The organism is uncultured Candidatus Puniceispirillum sp., assembly GCF_963979125.1.
GTDB lineage: Bacteria > Pseudomonadota > Alphaproteobacteria > Puniceispirillales > Puniceispirillaceae > Puniceispirillum.
Genome location: NZ_CAXBVX010000039.1, coordinates 1 through 17,705, shown reverse-complemented (window position 1 = coordinate 17,705; position 17,705 = coordinate 1). Strand labels below are relative to the sequence as shown.

The following is a 17,705-nucleotide window of genomic DNA, read 5'->3' as shown; positions in this document are numbered from 1 at the left end:
CCCTATCTGGATATTCTGAACAGGGCAAAAACCGAATTTGGGGTGCCATGCGTTGCCTATCAGGTGTCAGGTGAATATGCCATGATCGTAGTGGCAGCCGAAAATGGCTGGCTTGATCATGACCGAAGCATGATGGAAAGCATGACCGCTTTCAAACGCGCAGGCGCGGATGCTGTGATTACCTATTTTGCTCCGCAGATTGCCAAAATTCTGCTTGCAAAAAAATATCTTCACTAGCGCAGATAATCAAAGCCAGCTAACGTCAAAACAATGTAAATTCAACTCTGTTGGACATGTCCCCCCATGTTTGGCAATTCTATCTCCAAAGGGGTTCATCAATGCGTGTTTCAGCTCAAGATATCCGCGATGCGGCAACATTACTTGCCGGTAATGTAATCCGCACGCCAATGGTAGAATCACCATTGTTATCACGCCAACTGGGATGTGAGGTTTTTGTAAAACTCGAATGCCAGCAATATACGTCATCATTCAAGGCACGCGGTGCTTATGTTGCGATGTTTAGCCTTGATAAGGCTCAACGCGAAAAAGGCGTTATAGCCATGTCGGCAGGCAATCACGCCCAAGCGGTTGCGTATCACGCCGAAAGGATGGGGATTCCAGCCGTTATTGTGATGCCGTCACAAACCCCCTTTGCCAAGGTTACGCGCACGCGAAGCTATGGCGCCGAAGTGGTGTTGGAAGGCCGCAACCTAAATGAATGTGAAAATACGGTACAAAAGCTGATTGAAGAACGTGGCTTGACCCTTATTCACCCTTATGACAATACCAAGGTCATGCAAGGTCAAGGCACTGTCGGGCTCGAAATGCTGGAAGACCATCCTGATCTGGATATGCTGGTGGTGCCGATTGGCGGCGGGGGCCTAATGGGCGGCATTTCGATAATAGCGCGTGATATGCGCCCAGATATTAAAATCTATGGTGTTCAGACCGAAGCTTATCCATCAATGAAGCTGGCGGTAGCTGGACAGGATATTGTTTGTGGCGGCGAAACGCTTGCCGAAGGTATTGCAGTCAAAAAACCCGGGGGCGTAACCTTGCCCGTTATCGAAAAGAATGTTGACGATATTCTGTTGGTAAACGAACAACAACTTGAATGGGCTGTTGGTGCGCTGATTGAACAACAACGCGTTGTATCAGAAGGTGCAGGTGCTGCTGGCATTGCGGCGCTATACGCCTATCCAGAGATGTTTGCTGGCAAGAAAGTCGGCGTTGTGATTTGTGGTGGCAATATCGACCCACGTTTATTGGCGTCAATTCTAAACCGAAATATGGCCAGCGATGGCCGCGTAGCGCGTTTGCGTATCGATATTTCGGACGAGCCGGGGATGCTGGCGGCAATTACCGCATCCATCGGACGGTGTGGTGGCAATATCATCGAAATTTATCATCAACGGCTGTTTTTTGATGTTCCTGCCAAACTTGCAAAAATTGATGCGGTTATCGAAACACGTGGCACCGAGCATGTAAAGGAGATCATAGATGATTTACGTCAGGCAAACTTTACAGTTCGCCAGCTTGATGACGCTGATAACAGCTAGCGTTCAATAAAGGGCATTTTGTCGGTTAATGCGCTAAACCACCATATGTTACTTGATCTTTGCCGATATTAATTGGCACATTATATTATGGATCAGGATAAGCGTCTTCATAAACAACCCCCACTTGCTGTTCGTTTGAGCATGCGAAGCGAATGCCCCTATATTGCCGGACGCACCGAACAGCGCGTTGCAGTCGATATTAGCCAGAATCCGGCTTTGCACGATCAAATGGCACGTGCCGGTTTTCGACGTGTCGAAAACTGGGTTTACAAGCCCGCCTGCCCTGGTTGTAATGCCTGTGTTCCGTGGCGTGTCGATACAGCCAATTTCAAAATGAAACGCAATCTGTCTCGAATCTGGCGCATGAATAAAGATTTGAAGCGTCATGTTGCGCCAATCTCGCCAACAGCAGAACATTTCAACCTTTTCAAAAGCTATATTGGCACCCGCCATAGTGATGGCCAAATGGCATCAATGAATCATGATGAGTTTGTCAGCATGATCGAGAACAGTCCTATAGAGTCAGTGTTATTGAATTATATCAACGCTGAAGGGAAATTGATCGGAACGGTGCTGACTGATGTTCAAAATGACGGATTAAGCGCCGTTTACAGCTTTTTTGATCCTGCCGAAACAAAGAGATCACTTGGCACCTATATGATTATGGACATGATTAATTTTGCCAAGGAGCTTGGATTGCCATGGCTTTATCTTGGCTATTATGTCGAAGATAGCAGCAAGATGTACTATAAAGCCCGCTTTCAACCAGCCAGTGTTTTCATTGACGGCCAGTGGCGCAGTTATGTATCGCCGAACAAGTCGTAAATTCAAAGACTGACATTTATCTTGAAAAATTTATCTTAGGTAAATTTTGCCGGACGTGGAAATCCAGTTGGTGGCAATTTACCAGCACCTGCCCTTTTGGCAATCCAGTTGCTCATATCCGTTTCGGTACGGGTGCGTCCGCCACCTGCTTGCCAACTCAAGCCTTTGTCACTGTGATAAACAGTTACATCCGCAAGACCACCATCTTTGAAACGTTGAAGAATGACACCACGCCCACGTGTCATTTCGGGCAATTCGCTGATCGGGAATGTCAGCAATTTGCGGTTCACACCAACCGACGCAACCATATCGCCATCCACCATACAACATGCAACAGCGCGCGCATCACCAGGCAGATTCAATATCTGTTTACCGCTTCGTGTTTGTGCGATAGCTGATTGTGTATCAACAATCAAACCATGACCCGTGCTGGCGGCTACAAGCATTTTGCCAGGTACACCACGTAGCAATGTGATGATTTCTATATCGGCCGGCAAGTCAGTCAACAGGCTTATGGGTTCACCGAAGCCGCGCCCCCGTGGCAAACGATCACCAGCCAATGTGTAAAAGCGACCATTATCGGCAAAAAGCAAAATTTTGTCGGTGGTTTCGGCATGCAGAACCAATCCAGGCCCGTCACCTTCTTTAAATTTGAATTCGCTATCAAGTTCCTGATGGCCTTTCATAGCGCGTAACCACCCTTTAGCCGAGCAGATGATGGTGATTGGTTCACGTTCGACCAAAATTTCAGTCGGATCATAATCAATCTCAGGCACGTCAGCCAATGTTGTCCGACGGTTGTCCTGCTTGGCAAAAATATCTTTCATTTCCCTGATTTCAGTAGATATTTTTTTCCATTGCTGATCTTCATCCGCCAGCAGGCTTTGTAGATCAGCCTGTTCGGCAACCAGATTATCCCGTTCAGTGCGCAATGCCATTTCTTCTAGCCGCCGCAAAGAGCGCAAGCGCATATCAAGTATCGCATTGGCCTGTATTTCGGTCAGGTCAAACCGCGCAATCAGGGCATCGCGAGGATGTTCAGACTCACGGATGATCGCGATGACCTCGTCAAGATTTAAATAGACAATTAAATAGCCTTCAAGCACCTCAAGGCGATGCGCAATCTTGCCAAGGCGGAAATGGGCGCGACGTTGCAAGACAACCTGACGATGCGCCAGCCATGCATTCAAAGCCCCACGCAAATCCATGACGCTAGGACGACCCGTTGCATCAAGCACATTCAGATTCAACGGAACACGGGTTTCAAGGTCAGATAGCTTGAACAGGCTTTCCATCACAATTTCTGGCTCAAGTCGGCGTGATTTTGGTTCCAGCACAATACGCAAATCTTCGGCAGACTCATCACGGATGTCTGCTAGAACAGAAAGTTTCTTTGCATTGAGCATTTCTGCAAGACGTTCGATAAGACGTGATTTTTGAACTTGGTACGGAATTTCGGTAACAACAATCTGCCAGCCGCCGCCCTTTTCTTTTTCGATTTCCCAGCGCGCCCGTACGCGAAACCCTCCCCGTCCAGTTGCATAAGCATCACGGATTGAGTCAGCTGGTTCAACCAGCAAACCACCTGTAGGAAAATCGGGTCCTTTGACAAATTGCATCAAAGTATCAATAGAGGCGTTAGGATGTTTAATCAGATGAAGTGACGCATCAGCTAGTTCAATGACATTATGCGGCGGGATCGATGTCGCCATCCCAACAGCAATTCCCTGAGCGCCATTGGCAAGAAGGTTTGGAAAACCCGCAGGCAGTAAAACAGGTTCTTCAGACTCGCCATCATAGGTTGGGCGAAAATCAACCGAATCTTCGTCGATACCATCAAGTAAAAGCCTGGCAACTTCGGTCATGCGCGCTTCGGTATAACGCATGGCAGCTGCGTTATCACCGTCGATATTACCAAAATTACCTTGCCCATCAACAAGCCGGTATCGCATGGCAAACTCCTGAGCCAAGCGCACCATTGCGTCATAGATAGCTGCGTCACCATGGGGGTGGAATTTACCCATCACATCACCAACGACACGGGCGGATTTTTTGAATCCCTGCCCCGGATCAAGCTTTAGCTGGCGCATAGCAAAAAGCAGACGCCGATGCACTGGCTTTAGTCCATCACGTACATCAGGCAAAGACCGAGACGTAATCGTGGATAAGGCATAAGCCAGATAGCGTTCGCTTAAGGCATCAGAAAAGCTGGTCTGGTCAATATGCTCGCCAGGATTGGTAAATGTATCATTCGCCATGATGTGCCTTGTTACGTTTGATTATAGTCATTGCGTTTGTTCTGTATGAGCGATCTGGTTATAACGGTTTAGAACCATATCGGCTAGCCGTCTCCGCTGGATTGGCAAATTCTGATTATGCGCCGCAAAGACACGTTTCTCAAGAAAATGTCCTGTTAAATTCAGACCTGAGACATGGTCGGATGCAACATTTGTAATCCCGCCCAGAAAGACCGGCAATGTCAGCATCCTTTGGGCGTAATCACCAGCCTGATCCAAAGCGATAGCACATCCCGATTTTGGACTTACATAGGCAAGTTTGTCATGTGCACCACTGGCCGCACACCGCGTTAAATCAAGCTGGTAGCCTGCCGCATTCAACAGACCAAGTTCCCACCGGACATAACCTTCGATCCAGCGATTATCCGGATCGTCCAGACACATCAGATCAAACAAGGCATTCGTACCATCATATAAGGCATGCTGCGCCTCGCGTTCAGGCAAAGTCCCATCAAGCAAAGCACAAGCCGACGCAATGCCCGCAAGCCGCAAGGCATCATCAAGCATCAAAGCCGGAATAGCATGAATTAATTCAATCTGCATCTGTCCAAGCTGGTCAACAAGCCGCGCACGCCAATTGACCCGCACACGATTGCCAGGCTGTAATATTCCGCGCATTTTTGATGACGTACCACCACGAACAAGACCAGCATGGCGACCATTTTCGGCTGTCAGCACAATAACGACAGCACTGCCCTCACCATGTGGCTTTACTGAAATAATGACAGCATCGGCAACCCATTCAGGCATTGTAATCCAAATCCCACAAAGAATAGCGTGCCGAATCATCCATCCAGTCTTTTCGATATTTCACATGTGAAAACACATGGACGCGTCTTTCAAGCGCGTCTTCAAGATCACGCCGCGCGGCAGAGCCAATACGCTTTATCGTTTGTCCCTGTTTGCCAAGAATAATGCCGCGATGACCTTCGCGCGCGACGTAAATTGATAAATGCACCTCGGCGCTTCCATCTTCGCGTTCTTCCCAGCTTTCGGTTTCCACCGTCAATTGATAAGGCAATTCCTGATGCAAATTCAAAAACAGCTTTTCGCGCATGATTTCAGCCGCCAGAAGCCGCAAGGGCATATCGGACAGATCATCAGGGTCAAACAGATAGGGGCTGGCAGGCATACGACCTGCCAGCCATGATTTTAGATCATCAATGCCATTTCCCGTTTCCGCAGAAACCATGAAAATACGCTCAAAATCATAAAGCTTGGACATCTCGTCAGCGCGCTCAAGCAAGCGTTCTTGGGGAGGAAGGTCAATCTTGTTCAGAACCAACGATGCCTTACGGCCAGATTTTTTTAGCTTCTCGATAATGTTGAGCGTGTCCTGGTCAATGACCCGGCGGGCGCAATCATGCAACATCAACAGCACATCACCATCTTCGGCGCCTTGCCATGCGGCCTGTACCATCGCCCGATCAAGCCGCCGCTTTGGTGTAAAAATGCCAGGTGTATCAACAAAGATAATCTGCGCTGTGTCCTGCATAGCAATACCACGGATACGGCTACGGGTGGTCTGCACCTTTGGCGTTACGATTGACACCTTTTGACCGACCATAGCATTCATCAATGTTGATTTACCCGCATTCGGCGCACCGATAAGAGCTACAAAGCCTGCTTTGGTCGTCGCTTCATCGGCCATCATTTGATCTCTTTCTTGGTCATATGCGCAATCATAAGCGCAGCGGCTTTTTGTTCAGCCACTTTACGGTTGGAAGCACTGGCAACGGCTGTTTTATAACCGTCAACAGATACTTCATATGTCATTTCAGGCGCATGATCTGGCCCAGATTTTGAAACCAGCACATAAGTTGGCAAGGCAAGCCCTTGTTTCATGACCAATTCCTGCAAACTTGATTTGGCATCCTTGTCAATGCCTGCCGGTTCGGCTGTATCAAGTGCCCAATATTCAATTATAAAGGCACGCGCCACCTCAAAACCACCATCAAGATAATGCGCCGCGATCAGACTTTCTACCGCATCAGCAAGAACCGACTCATTCTCGGCAAGCGCCATACCATTTTGCACCGAAATAAAACTGGCAAGATCAAGTTTCAAACCAACTTCGACAAGCTTTGACTGACGGGCATACGCATGAAGCCGCAACGATAATTTGCCTTCATTCTCATCAGGGCAATGGGTAAAGAAAAAATCAGCCAGAACCAGACCCAAGACACGGTCACCCAGAAATTCAAGCCGTTCGTTACTTTTTACTGGCCCCGCAAAACTGGCATGCGTTAACGCGCGGACAAGCATTGATTGATCGGTAAATTTATGGTCTAGCCTATCGGCAAGTGGTTTCAGATCAACAGAGTTCATCAAATGATTGTATCACCAAGTCGGCCATAGCGAATAGCAAATGGCCATTTCCAAAATTCCCAGATACGGGCGCTACTATCATGGCTGTAAAACAGGATTTGCGCCTTACCAATGAGGTTTTCGGCGGGTACCATTCCAACCGAAGATGTCCGACTGTCACGCGAGTTGTCACGGTTATCGCCCATCATGAAATAATGATCCGCAAGAACGGTAAATTCAACCGTGTTGTCAAGGCTGTCATTATCAGAACGTTCCTGAATGAAATGTTTTGTGCCATTCGGGAATGATTCTTCATAGACCTTGAAATCAACCACAGATGTGGCACTGCGCGCAGTTGACTTACCAAGATAGGTGCGTTTGACCTGTACACCATTGATATGCAGGATTCCGTCTTTGACCTGAACACGATCACCTGGCAAACCAACAACACGCTTGATAAAGGCTATCGAAACATCAGTCGGCTGGCGAAACACAACAACATCACCGCGCTCTGGCGTGTCTTCGGCGATACGTCCCTCAAAAGGCAGAATCCCAAAAGGGAAAGAATAGCGCGAATAGCCATAGGAATATTTAGATACGAAAAGATAATCACCAACTAGCAAGGTTGGCACCATTGACCCTGAAGGAATGTTAAATGGTTCAAAAAGAAAGGATCTAAAACCAAGTGCGATAGCGCCAGCAATTATGATCGTTTTAAAAAGCTCGCCTTTGCTTTCTTTTGACTTAGCCATTTTATGTTCCCGTATTTATAGGTGTTGCACTGACGATAACAAATGCCTGTGCATAGGGCAGTTCGTCGGTCAGAGAAATATGTACTGAGGCCTTATAGCCTTCCGGAGTTAAGCGCTCAAGCGCCGTTTTGCATGCGCCAGAAAGATATAATTTAGGCGCGCCGTTAGTGTCATTCAGGGTTTCGGCCTCGCGCCAGCCAAGGCCAGCCACCCCAGCAGCACTTAACGCTTTGTAAACAGCTTCTTTTACCGCAAACCGTTTGGCGTAGAATAGTGACGGATCAGGTCTGTTCCGCGCTATTTCAATCTCTTTTTCAGTGAAAATTCGGGTTTCAAAACGTGTCCCAAAACGATCAAGGCTATTTGCAATCCGGCGACTATCAACCAGATCAGTGCCGATACCCAAGATCATACTGACAAACCTGTGCGTGCGTCATCCATCAGACTGCGCATATGGCGGATGGCTTCGGGAAGCCCAAGGAAGATGCTTTCACCAATCAGAAAATGTCCAATATTCAATTCTTCCATTTCGGGTATGGCCGCAATAGCCGCTACTGTGTCAAACGTCAGACCATGGCCTGCATGGCATTCAATCCCCTGATTGACAGCATAGGTTGCGGCCGAACGAATACGGGCACATTCCATGGCGCGGTTGGCTTCATCATGGCAATAGCGCCCCGTATGCAGTTCAACAATATCAGCACCGATAGCGCGCGCGGCGTCTATTTCCGCTTCGTTGGCTTCGATAAATAGGGACAAACGAATGCCTGCGTCTTTGAGAGGCTTTAGCAATGTTCCTAGGCGATCTTCGTTCCCAGCTACAGCCAAGCCGCCTTCAGTTGTCACCTCTTCACGGCGTTCAGGCACAATACAGGCTGCGTTTGGCCTGACTGTCAAAGCCATATCAATCATTTCCGAATTGGCCGCCATTTCAAAATTCAACGGTACCAAAATTGCGTCTTTAATCGCACGAATGTCATCATCGCGTATATGCCGTCTATCTTCGCGAAGATGTGCGGTAATTCCGTCTGCACCTGCTTTCTGCGCCAATAACGCGGCATCAACCGGATTCGGATGAATACCACCACGGGCATTGCGTAGGGTCGCAACATGGTCGATATTAACGCCAAGCCTTAGTCTGGATAGCGAAGATACAGGTGATGTTTCAGCCATTAAAATTCCTTTGATTCTACCAAGCCCAAACCAGATTGATTATTTGTCCTGATCGGTTTTCTGATCAGCGTGCGAGGACGCATCACGCGTTGTATCCGAAGTATCTGACTGAGACCGGCGCAATTTAGCTTCCATCAAGCGTTTTGCCCTATGTTGACGCCACACGTCAATCGTCCAATACGCCAGACCAAAAGTTGTGAACCAGCTAATTGCCCCCAGAACAAAGCCACCAAGCGCCAAAGGAAGCAAGAGATCAGTCGGATGTGACGAAAACTGACCTAATGATAGCGACTGGCGGCTGATATCAAACCCCAAACCGCGCAAAATGACGACACCAAGCTCATAATCAGCGTACCAGATTACCGGGAAAGTCCATGGATTGCCAATAAACGTTCCAATAGCCGAAACCAGAACGTTACCTCTTGCTAATGACGTCAAAACTGCCGCCAGAATCAAATGAAAGCCAATGAATGGTGTAAAAGATATAGCCACGCCAAAAGACAGGCTGACCGCGATTGACGAGGTGCTGCCAGGCGTTCGCAACACGCGTTGCATCAAATAGGAAAACAAACGGCGGAACCCACGTTCTGGCCACATGATGCCACGTAACTTTGACAATGTGGTCATAGGGTTCCGGCGTCTAAACATAGCAAAACCCAGCGTTAACAACCCGTGGCGCATAAGATAGAGCCGTTATATTAACCATTAATGTCCCGCTCCACACTCTCAATATGTTTGTTGGACTGTAAAACACCTATTATAGACCTTAAATGTTCAACATTTTTTACGTCAAGTTCCAACTGGAAGCTAAAGAAATCAGGGGTACGGTCGATCAGGTGAATGTTGGAAATATTCCCGCCTTGCTGGCCTATGACAGTTGTCAGTGCCGCCAAACTGCCTGGTACGTTGGACAGAACTGTTTTCAATCGCCCTGATACACGCTTTGGCCCTTCACGTTCCCATTCAACATCAATCCATAATTCAGGTGTATCATTAAATTTGGACAAGGTATCACAGCCGATCATATGAACGGTAACGCCTTTACCTGTAGTAAAAATTCCAACAACGTCATCACCTGGCAAGGGATGGCAACAGCGCCCCATAATGATTGCCGTTCCCGAATTATCACCTTTTATTTTAAGAGCAACGGTCTCTTTCTTGGCTGTTTTAGAATTTTTACTACTGCTTTTGCTTTTAACAGCAACTGCAGCATCTGGATGTACAGTCTCAAAAATACGCAAGGCCGGAATGCGCCCTTCACCCACCTGAGCAAATAATTCTTCGATTTTGGTGACATCAAGCGCGGTCAAATAATTTTCAATTGATGATTGGCGAAACGGTTTGCCATTCTCACGAAACACTTTTTGTAACATTGCTTTGCCAACACGGCTGAACTCGACAACACGTTCAGCCCGCAAAAAGCGTCTTATGCCAGACTTAGCCCGCCCCGTTTTGACAAAGGCTTCCCATTCGGCACGTGGACGCGCATTTTCATCTGTATGGATGTCAACTTGGTCACCATTTTCAAGCTCGGTGGCCAGTTGGCGTATCTTGCCGTTTATGCTGACGCCATTGCATGTAATGCCGATATTTGTATGTACAGCAAAAGCAAAATCAACAGCCGTTGCCCCACGCGGCAAAGCAATGAGATCACCACGAGGTGTGAAACAAAACACCTGATCGCGGTATAAATCCATTTTCGTATGTTCGAGAAATTCATCTGCACCTGCTTCTTCATCCAAAATAGAAACAAGTTCATTTATCCATTTAATTTTCTTAAAGTTATCAACATCTTCTTTACTTTTATAACTCCAATGAGCAGCAACACCATTTTCAGCATATTCATGCATTGATGGGGTGCGCACCTGAATTTCAATTTTGTGATTTTCCGGCCCAATCACCCCTGTATGAAGCGACTGATACCCATTTCGTTTCGGTGTTGAAATATAATCCTTGAAACGCCCCATGACTGTTGGATAGGCACCATGTACGGCGCCAAGTGTCCGATAACAACTTTCAAGGTCAGGCACCAAAACACGGAATGCCATGATATCAGCCAGCTGATCCATCGTGACCTTTTTATGCTGCATTTTACGCCAGATGGAATACGGTGTTTTGATACGTCCGGTAACGCTGCATTCGATCTCATGACGCTCGACAACATGCTGGAGTTCAACACTGATTGTCGGAATAATAAGTTCGGTCTCGGTTACCAAAAACTCAAGACGGTTTTTAATGGTCTGCTGCATTTCCGGATTCAAAACACCAAAAGCGTAATCTTCAAGTTCGTTCTGGATGTTCGTTACTCCAATGCGTTCAGCAAGCGGGACATAGATTTCCATTGTCTCACGTGCAATGCGCGTGCGCTTTTCTTCCTTGGGAATAAAAGATAATGTGCGCATATTATGCGTACGGTCAGCAAGTTTAACCAGCAAGACGCGAACATCTTCGCTCATCGCAAGAAGTAATTTTCGAAAATTTTCAGCCTGAGCTGTGCTTTGCTGATTTTGCACACCAATTCGGCTTAGTTTGGTTACGCCATCGACAAGCTGGGCAACACTGCCGCCAAAAGTCTCTTCAATAGTCGCTAGCGAAACATCGCAATCTTCGACTGTATCATGCAAAAGCGCCGTTATGACGGTATCAAGATCAAGACCCATGCCAGCCAGCATGTTGGCGACAGCTACCGGATGTGTGTAATAGGGTTCGCCTGAGGCGCGAAACTGGCCTTCATGGGCATTCTTGCCAAACTCAAATGCACGAGACAATACAGAGGCATCGGCCAAGGTGCCGAAGCGTGACATAGTGTCTTTTATGCGATCTGCCGTTTCAATCATCCAAAACCCCGCCGATACTCAAAATACCAGCATCCTTGTGGGCTGTTTGAATGATGCTGGCTTGTTTAATCCTCGCCCTGCAATTCGGTAAGGTCAACATCTTCAAAACCAGTTTCTTCCAGTTCTTCGCTGCTACCGATTTGCATGCCGCTTTCCTGAGCCTCGTCGTCACTATAATCGCCAACCATTTCGGACAGGTCAACTTCAGCAGCGATTGCAGCATCATCGTGTGTTTCCTGTTCTTCACGAACAGAAAGGCGTTGAAGTTTTTTAATCAAACCTTCTGACAACACATCAAGATCGACAGTTTCATCAGCGATTTCACGAAGTGCGATCACAGGATTTTTATCATTATCCCGATCAATGGTTGGAATGTCGCCTTTCAAAATGCCGCGCGCGCGCTGGCCAGCTGTTAAGACTAGCTCAAAACGGTTTGGTATCTTTTCAATGCAATCTTCAACGGTGACACGTGCCATTCAGGTCTCCACGATTGGCGGCTATAGCCAGCCCAATAAATTAATGATTGTCGGTTGTTTACAGGAATTAAAAAAATGCCGCAAGCCCTTGTTGAGATGATCAGCCTTATACAGGTCTAATTATCTGTCCATCAGGCAAAGCATCAATCAATGACTGGATGGTTTTGCCAGTCACCGGATGTACCCAGTCGGGTACCAGATCCATAAGGGGAAGCAGGACAAATGCGCGTTGATGCATGCGGGGATGAGGTAATTGCAAAGACATATCGTCACTGTGCATACCGCCAAAATCCAGAAGGTCTATATCCAGAACACGTGCTTCATTACGGATACGCCTTTGCCGGCCAAAATGCGTCTCAACCTCATGTAAAGCGGCCAGCGTATCAGCAGCATTCAGTGTTGTGGTGGCATGAACAACTGCATTTTTAAACCAAGGCTGATCGGAAATGGGTACCGGGGCTGATTCAAACCAACGTGAAATCTTCTGCACGTCAATGTCTTTAGCTGACAAGGCGTCAAGCGCAGCTTCACAGCCAGCTTGCGGGCTATCAAAGCCATCAGGTGTTAGGTTGGCCCCAATACCCAGATATATATCTGTTGTCTGCATGTTAATCCCCAAAAAGCTAAATGCCGATGAATGCAAATTGTGTCTGCTGAGTGTTTAGGCATGGGCTGACGATGTTATAGGCATCTTGAATATATAAGTCGCTTTATTTTTTTAGAAAAAAGACCGCCTTTATGCATTTATTATTAGCATAAAATTACAAACAGCTTTTATTGTTATCTATTATTTATTTAAGGATTTTTTACAGATGGATAAAACAGCATTATTTATTGATGGATCTAACTTTTACGCCGCCGCCAAAGGGCTTAATCTGGACATAGATTTTGCCCGTATGCGCGCCTATTTTGCCAAAGAAACCAATCTTATCCGCGCCTATTATTATACTGCAATCCCAGAAGATCAGGAATTTTCTTCACTTCGGCCGCTGGTCGATTGGCTAGATTATAATGGCTATGCGGTGGTGAGCAAATTAACACGTGAATTTATAGATGAGGAAACCGGAAAACGCCGCCTGAAAGGGAACATGGACATGGAGTTGGCGCTGGATATGCTGAAACTGGCGCCGCATATAGATCATGCGATTTTATTTTCTGGCGATGGTGATTTTTGCCGCTTACTTGAAGATGTTCAGGCACTTGGCGTTCGGACAACGGTTGTTTCAACAAATAAGACCTCGCCGCCTATGGTTGCCGATCAGTTGCGCCGTATGGCTGATGTTTATATCGACATGGCCGATATTGCATCAGATATTTCAAAAAACGGGTCTAAATCGTCTTCAAAATCACCTGTAAAAGCTACCAATGACGCCTAAGGGTTCACCTTTTACACCGCCGCCTGCACATTGTGCATTATGTCCGCGCTTGCGAGAATATCTACAAACCCATACCAAAACGCATCCCGAATGGCATAATGCACCTGTTGATGCGATGGGCAGCTTGGATGCGCGGATACTGATTGTCGGGCTTGCCCCGGGTTTGAAAGGGGCAAATGCGACTGGTCGTCCTTTTACCGGTGATTCAGCAGGTGGTTATCTTTTCAAGATGCTAAACCAGTTTGGCTTGGCACATGGGCATTATGGCGGCCATGCAGGTGATGGTGTGACGCTTGACGATGTCAGAATTACAAATGCTGTAAGATGCGTCCCGCCACAAAATAAACCAACCGCGGCAGAAGCCCATAATTGCCGCCCGTTCTTAGTCGATGAAATCATGGCAATGCCCAATATCAACGCGATTTTGGCGCTAGGCCGGCTTGCGCATGATGCGGTTCTACGTGCAACGGACCTTCGATGTGCGGACTATCCCTTTGCACATGCCAGCCACCACCGAATTAGCATGATGACTGCGGATGCCAAAACCCGTGATGTGCAGCTTATTAGTTCGTATCATTGTTCACGATACAACACCCAGACAAAACGCCTGACTGATGACATGTTTTTTAATATTTTCAACATGATAAAAAATGAAATTAATTCATAAAATTAATTTTTAGCGCGCAATAGACGGGCTTTGTCACGACCCCAGTCACGATCCTTTGCCGCCTGTCGTTTATCCTGTTTCTTGCGACCTTTCGCAAGGCCAACCGTAATTTTCGCAAGACCTTTATCGTTAAAATAAAGGCTGAGCGGCACCAATGTCATACCTTCGCGCCGGATCAAACCCAAAAGTTTATTGCGCTCGCGTGCCTTGACCAGCAATTCTCGAGGACGTTTTGGTTCATGATTAACCCGTGCAGGTTCATAAATAGGAATATTAGCGTTGAAAAGCATCAACCGCCCGCTATCCTCGCCAGCATATGATTCGGCGATGCTGGCACGGCCAGTACGAAGCGATTTGACCTCACTGCCAAGCAGAATCAAACCAGCTTCAATACGGTCTTCAATCTCATATTCATGCCGTGCTTTTCGATTTTCAGCGATACGACCCGTTGATATATGCCCAGAGGCCATTTGATTTACCTAACTGGATAGCTGTCTAATTCATCAAGCCGGCACTGCGCAAAGCGGCTTTGACATGTGATTTACTGTCTTCGGCAATCTCGCATAGTGGGAGACGTGTTTCTGCTGAACAAATACCCATAAGTTCGGCAGCATATTTGACTGGACCAGGGCTTGCTTCACAGAACATGGCATCATGCACCGGCATAAGGCGGGCATTGATCGCTTGTGCGGTTTTAATATCGCCTGCTTGCCATGCGAGATGCATCTGGGACACCAGCTTTGGCGCGATGTTCGAGGTTACCGAAATAGCCCCATGACCTCCGGCTGCCAAAAAGGGCAAGGTTGTCGCATCTTCACCCGACAATTGGGCAAACCCATTGCCAAGCAATGTTTGTAGTTTTGTCGGCCTTGCCACGTCGCTGGTCGCGTCTTTGATGCCACAGATATTGCTGTAATCTTTGGCCATACGTAAAAGATTATCATCGCTGACCCGCACGATTGAGCGGCCAGGAATATCATACACGATCACCGGCACATCAACCGCCATAGCAACAGCGGTAAAATGACGGTAAAGCCCCTCTTGCGTTGGCTTGTTGTAATAGGGGCTAACAATTAACACCCCATCAGCACCAGCATCAGCGCCATGCTTGGCCAGACGCACGGCCTCGGCAGTGCTGTTTGACCCAGCTCCAGCGATAACAGGTACCCGGCCTGCCGCCTGTTCGATGCATAGTTCAACAACCCGGTCATGCTCTTCATGCGACAAAGTGGGCGACTCGCCTGTGGTGCCAACTGGCACAAGACCATTGGTTCCGCTTTCGATCTGAAAGTCCACAAGTTTGCGGAACGCAGCTTCATCGATTTTGCCATTGGCAAAAGGTGTGATAAGCGCGGTGAACGATCCAGCAAATTGCGGTAATGTCGCGGAATTAGTCATTTATTTATCCTTTATGTTAACAAGCCACCAAAATAGGCGCGCATGACTGCAAACTCAAGCACCAAAACAGCATCAGGTGATTGATTGGCTATCTGCTTGCGCCTGACTGCTAATATTTCTAGGGTGTATCAAGTTTTATTTATGTGGCCTGAGGAACAATATGACAGACAACATATCTGCAATCGAACAAACCCCCGATGCGGCTTTAAGAATAACCGCGCAGACGATTGCCGAAGCGGCTGTTCGTATTGCACCACATACGATAAAGACGCCATTGATGGAATCACCACTTTTGAACAATCTGCTGGGCATAAGGCTTTTGGTAAAGGCCGAGTGCCTGCAACATACCGGCGCATTCAAATTGCGTGGTGCCAGTAATGTGATCTGGTCGCTTGATGACAACGTAAAACATGTGGTTGCCTATTCAAGTGGTAACCATGCGCAGGGCGTTGCTCGCGCCGCCGCCAGCCGTGGCATCAAAGCAACCATCGTGATGCCCGAAGACGCTCCCGTGAACAAGGTTGAGGGTACACGCGCCTTTGGCGCTGAAGTTGTCTATTATGACCGCTATTCAGAAAGCCGCGAAGACATTGGCGAGGCCATTACCAAAAAATATGACGCCGCGTTAGTGCGCCCTTATGAAGATGTTCGCATTATCGCCGGACAAGGCACTGTTGGTCATGAAATCGCCGCCCAATGTGTGGCCATGAATATCACGCCTGATGCCCTATTATGCTGTTGTGGCGGCGGCGGATTGATTGCCGGAACAAGTATTGCCATGAAATCCTCCTTTCCAGATATTGATATTTGGTCTGCGGAACCTGTCAATTACGACGACACCAAACGATCGCTGGAAAGCGGGGCTATTCAGACTGCCGATATATCAAAAAAATCAATCTGTGATGCCATTGTGACACCTCAACCAGGCGAAATGACCTTTGCTATCAATCGTAAAAATTTGACAGGTGGCGCTGTTGTCAGCGACGAACTGGCACTACGGGCCATTGCTACAGCGTTTAAGTATCTGAAGATCATTATTGAACCGGGCGGTGCTGTGGCATTGGCGGCGGCACTGGATGGACAATATCCTGCAGGTGCTAAGACTGTTATCGCAGTGGCGTCAGGCGGTAATATTGATAACCAGATATTTGCCCGTGCGCTTGACGCTGGCGCCCTGATCTAGCTTCGCATTCGTCCGGCATTGGCATCAAACAGAGGTTCGCGCTGTAGCCGTGCGTTCAGCTGTTCACTAAGCAGTTCGATTTGCCAGCCATCACTTTCATCGACAAGCTCTTTTGGGACATATCCCTGTGCCATAGACACGCCAGATGCATGTGCAAAGCCACCCGATGTTACCCAACCAACGACTTTGCCTGCATGAGAAATAGGTTCATCACCAATCACATCGGCATCTTTGGCATCGACAACAAAATTGCATAACCGCAGTTTGCCACCAGATTCACGTTCGGCAAGTGCCCCGGCCTTGCCAATGAAGTCCGCATCCTTGTCATAGGCAACAAAGCGATCAAGCCCCGTTTCGACAGCCCCATAAATGGGCCTATATTCGCGTCCCCATGAGCCAAAATTTTTTTCCAGCCGCAAAGCATTCAAGGCGCGTGCACCAAATAATTTAATGTCATGATCCGCACCAGCCGACATGAATTGATCAAATAAAGTAGCCAAATATTCGGGCTTAACCCAAATTTCATAGCCTAGGTCACCCGTGTAGCTGACCCGGCCAACAATGGCTGGCACCATACCAATATCCATTTTGCGAACTGCCATGAATGGCATTGCCGCATGTGACACATCATCAAATGTACAGGCTTGAAGAACGTCACGCGCTTTTGGTCCAGAAAGCGTTAGCCCTACAAGCCCCAGATTATGAGATGTAACCGTCACCGAACCGTCATCAGGCAAATGCGACAGAAACCACCGCATATGATAGTTTTCAGCAATACCCGACCCAACTATTAGAAAGTCGTTGTCAGCCAAACAAGCCAGTGAAAAATCACCAATGATTTTGCCATCGTCTTTT

At 47.6% G+C, this 17,705-nt stretch carries 19 protein-coding genes and 1 pseudogene; 6 read left to right on the top strand and 14 right to left on the bottom strand.

Translation table 11 applies throughout. From position 1 onward, the window contains the following. The 3 genes and pseudogenes from ABNT28_RS05700 to ABNT28_RS05690 form a co-directional block, all read left to right on the top strand. A pseudogene (locus tag ABNT28_RS05700) lies at positions 1-237 on the top strand (porphobilinogen synthase); the annotation flags it as partial. A 101-nt stretch (positions 238-338) separates the two neighbouring features. After that, entirely contained in the window at positions 339-1,559 is a 1,221-nt protein-coding gene (locus ABNT28_RS05695; RefSeq protein ID WP_332924084.1) for a threonine ammonia-lyase, read from the top strand. 87 nt (positions 1,560-1,646) lie between these two features. Further along, positions 1,647-2,384, top strand: a complete 738-nt coding sequence (locus ABNT28_RS05690) for an arginyltransferase (RefSeq protein WP_332924083.1) — start codon at positions 1,647-1,649, stop codon at positions 2,382-2,384. Positions 2,385-2,419: 35 nt separating this feature from the next. Here the strand turns inward: ABNT28_RS05690 and parC are convergent, their stop codons facing one another. The 11 genes from parC to folK all read right to left on the bottom strand — a co-directional run bounded on the left by parC (position 2,420) and on the right by folK (position 12,833). Then, entirely contained in the window at positions 2,420-4,642 is a 2,223-nt protein-coding gene (gene parC, locus ABNT28_RS05685; RefSeq protein ID WP_332924082.1) for a DNA topoisomerase IV subunit A, read from the bottom strand. A gap of 27 nt (positions 4,643-4,669) precedes the next feature. Then, positions 4,670-5,431 carry a DNA repair protein RecO gene (gene recO / locus ABNT28_RS05680; RefSeq protein ID WP_332924081.1) on the bottom strand — a complete coding sequence of 254 codons (762 nt, stop codon included), beginning with the start codon at positions 5,429-5,431 and terminating at the stop codon, positions 4,670-4,672. Further along, positions 5,424-6,335, bottom strand: a complete 912-nt coding sequence (gene era, locus ABNT28_RS05675; protein ID WP_332924080.1) for a GTPase Era — start codon at positions 6,333-6,335, stop codon at positions 5,424-5,426. Before era ends, recO begins: the two co-directional genes overlap by 8 nt. Beyond that, the gene (gene rnc, locus ABNT28_RS05670) at positions 6,332-7,009 is read right to left on the bottom strand and encodes a ribonuclease III (protein ID WP_332924079.1); all 678 of its coding nucleotides are present in this window, start codon (positions 7,007-7,009) and stop codon (positions 6,332-6,334) included. The genes era and rnc overlap by 4 nt, the downstream gene beginning before the upstream one ends. Continuing rightward, on the bottom strand, positions 7,009-7,740 hold the full coding sequence (lepB, locus tag ABNT28_RS05665) for a signal peptidase I (protein ID WP_332924078.1): 732 nt from the start codon (positions 7,738-7,740) through the stop codon (positions 7,009-7,011). The genes rnc and lepB overlap by 1 nt, the downstream gene beginning before the upstream one ends. A gap of 1 nt (position 7,741) precedes the next feature. Beyond that, positions 7,742-8,152 carry a holo-ACP synthase gene (acpS, locus tag ABNT28_RS05660; RefSeq protein WP_332924077.1) on the bottom strand — a complete coding sequence of 137 codons (411 nt, stop codon included), beginning with the start codon at positions 8,150-8,152 and terminating at the stop codon, positions 7,742-7,744. Continuing rightward, the gene (locus tag ABNT28_RS05655) at positions 8,149-8,913 is read right to left on the bottom strand and encodes a pyridoxine 5'-phosphate synthase (protein ID WP_332924076.1); all 765 of its coding nucleotides are present in this window, start codon (positions 8,911-8,913) and stop codon (positions 8,149-8,151) included. The genes acpS and ABNT28_RS05655 overlap by 4 nt, the downstream gene beginning before the upstream one ends. A gap of 39 nt (positions 8,914-8,952) precedes the next feature. Beyond that, positions 8,953-9,540 carry a DUF2062 domain-containing protein gene (locus tag ABNT28_RS05650; RefSeq protein ID WP_332924075.1) on the bottom strand — a complete coding sequence of 196 codons (588 nt, stop codon included), beginning with the start codon at positions 9,538-9,540 and terminating at the stop codon, positions 8,953-8,955. 71 nt (positions 9,541-9,611) lie between these two features. Beyond that, on the bottom strand, positions 9,612-11,750 hold the full coding sequence (locus ABNT28_RS05645; protein WP_332924074.1) for a bifunctional (p)ppGpp synthetase/guanosine-3',5'-bis(diphosphate) 3'-pyrophosphohydrolase: 2,139 nt from the start codon (positions 11,748-11,750) through the stop codon (positions 9,612-9,614). A 65-nt stretch (positions 11,751-11,815) separates the two neighbouring features. Next, a complete protein-coding gene (gene rpoZ / locus ABNT28_RS05640) occupies positions 11,816-12,226 on the bottom strand; it encodes a DNA-directed RNA polymerase subunit omega (protein ID WP_332924073.1) in 411 nt (136 codons plus the stop codon). A 106-nt stretch (positions 12,227-12,332) separates the two neighbouring features. Then, positions 12,333-12,833: a 2-amino-4-hydroxy-6-hydroxymethyldihydropteridine diphosphokinase gene (gene folK / locus ABNT28_RS05635; protein WP_332924072.1), complete on the bottom strand. Its 501-nt coding sequence runs from the start codon at positions 12,831-12,833 to the stop codon at positions 12,333-12,335. A gap of 205 nt (positions 12,834-13,038) precedes the next feature. Here folK and ABNT28_RS05630 point away from each other — a divergent pair, with 205 nt between their 5' ends. Both ABNT28_RS05630 and ABNT28_RS05625 read left to right on the top strand, forming a co-directional pair. Next, positions 13,039-13,602 (top strand): NYN domain-containing protein, encoded by a 564-nt coding sequence (locus ABNT28_RS05630; RefSeq protein WP_332924071.1) that lies wholly within the window; start codon positions 13,039-13,041, stop codon positions 13,600-13,602. Next, positions 13,592-14,269: a uracil-DNA glycosylase gene (locus ABNT28_RS05625; protein WP_332924070.1), complete on the top strand. Its 678-nt coding sequence runs from the start codon at positions 13,592-13,594 to the stop codon at positions 14,267-14,269. Before ABNT28_RS05630 ends, ABNT28_RS05625 begins: the two co-directional genes overlap by 11 nt. A gap of 2 nt (positions 14,270-14,271) precedes the next feature. Here the strand turns inward: ABNT28_RS05625 and smpB are convergent, their stop codons facing one another. Both smpB and dapA read right to left on the bottom strand, forming a co-directional pair. Further along, a complete protein-coding gene (gene smpB / locus ABNT28_RS05620; RefSeq protein ID WP_332924069.1) occupies positions 14,272-14,739 on the bottom strand; it encodes an SsrA-binding protein SmpB in 468 nt (155 codons plus the stop codon). A 25-nt stretch (positions 14,740-14,764) separates the two neighbouring features. Next, the gene (dapA, locus tag ABNT28_RS05615; RefSeq protein WP_332924068.1) at positions 14,765-15,667 is read right to left on the bottom strand and encodes a 4-hydroxy-tetrahydrodipicolinate synthase; all 903 of its coding nucleotides are present in this window, start codon (positions 15,665-15,667) and stop codon (positions 14,765-14,767) included. A 160-nt stretch (positions 15,668-15,827) separates the two neighbouring features. Between dapA and ABNT28_RS05610 the strand changes: the two genes are divergently transcribed. After that, positions 15,828-16,850 carry a threonine/serine dehydratase gene (locus ABNT28_RS05610; protein WP_348721151.1) on the top strand — a complete coding sequence of 341 codons (1,023 nt, stop codon included), beginning with the start codon at positions 15,828-15,830 and terminating at the stop codon, positions 16,848-16,850. Here ABNT28_RS05610 and ABNT28_RS05605 read toward each other — a convergent pair. Next, on the bottom strand, positions 16,847-17,705 hold an 859-nt coding region (locus ABNT28_RS05605; RefSeq protein ID WP_348721150.1), incomplete at its 5' end, for an aminomethyltransferase family protein. The genes ABNT28_RS05610 and ABNT28_RS05605 overlap by 4 nt on opposite strands.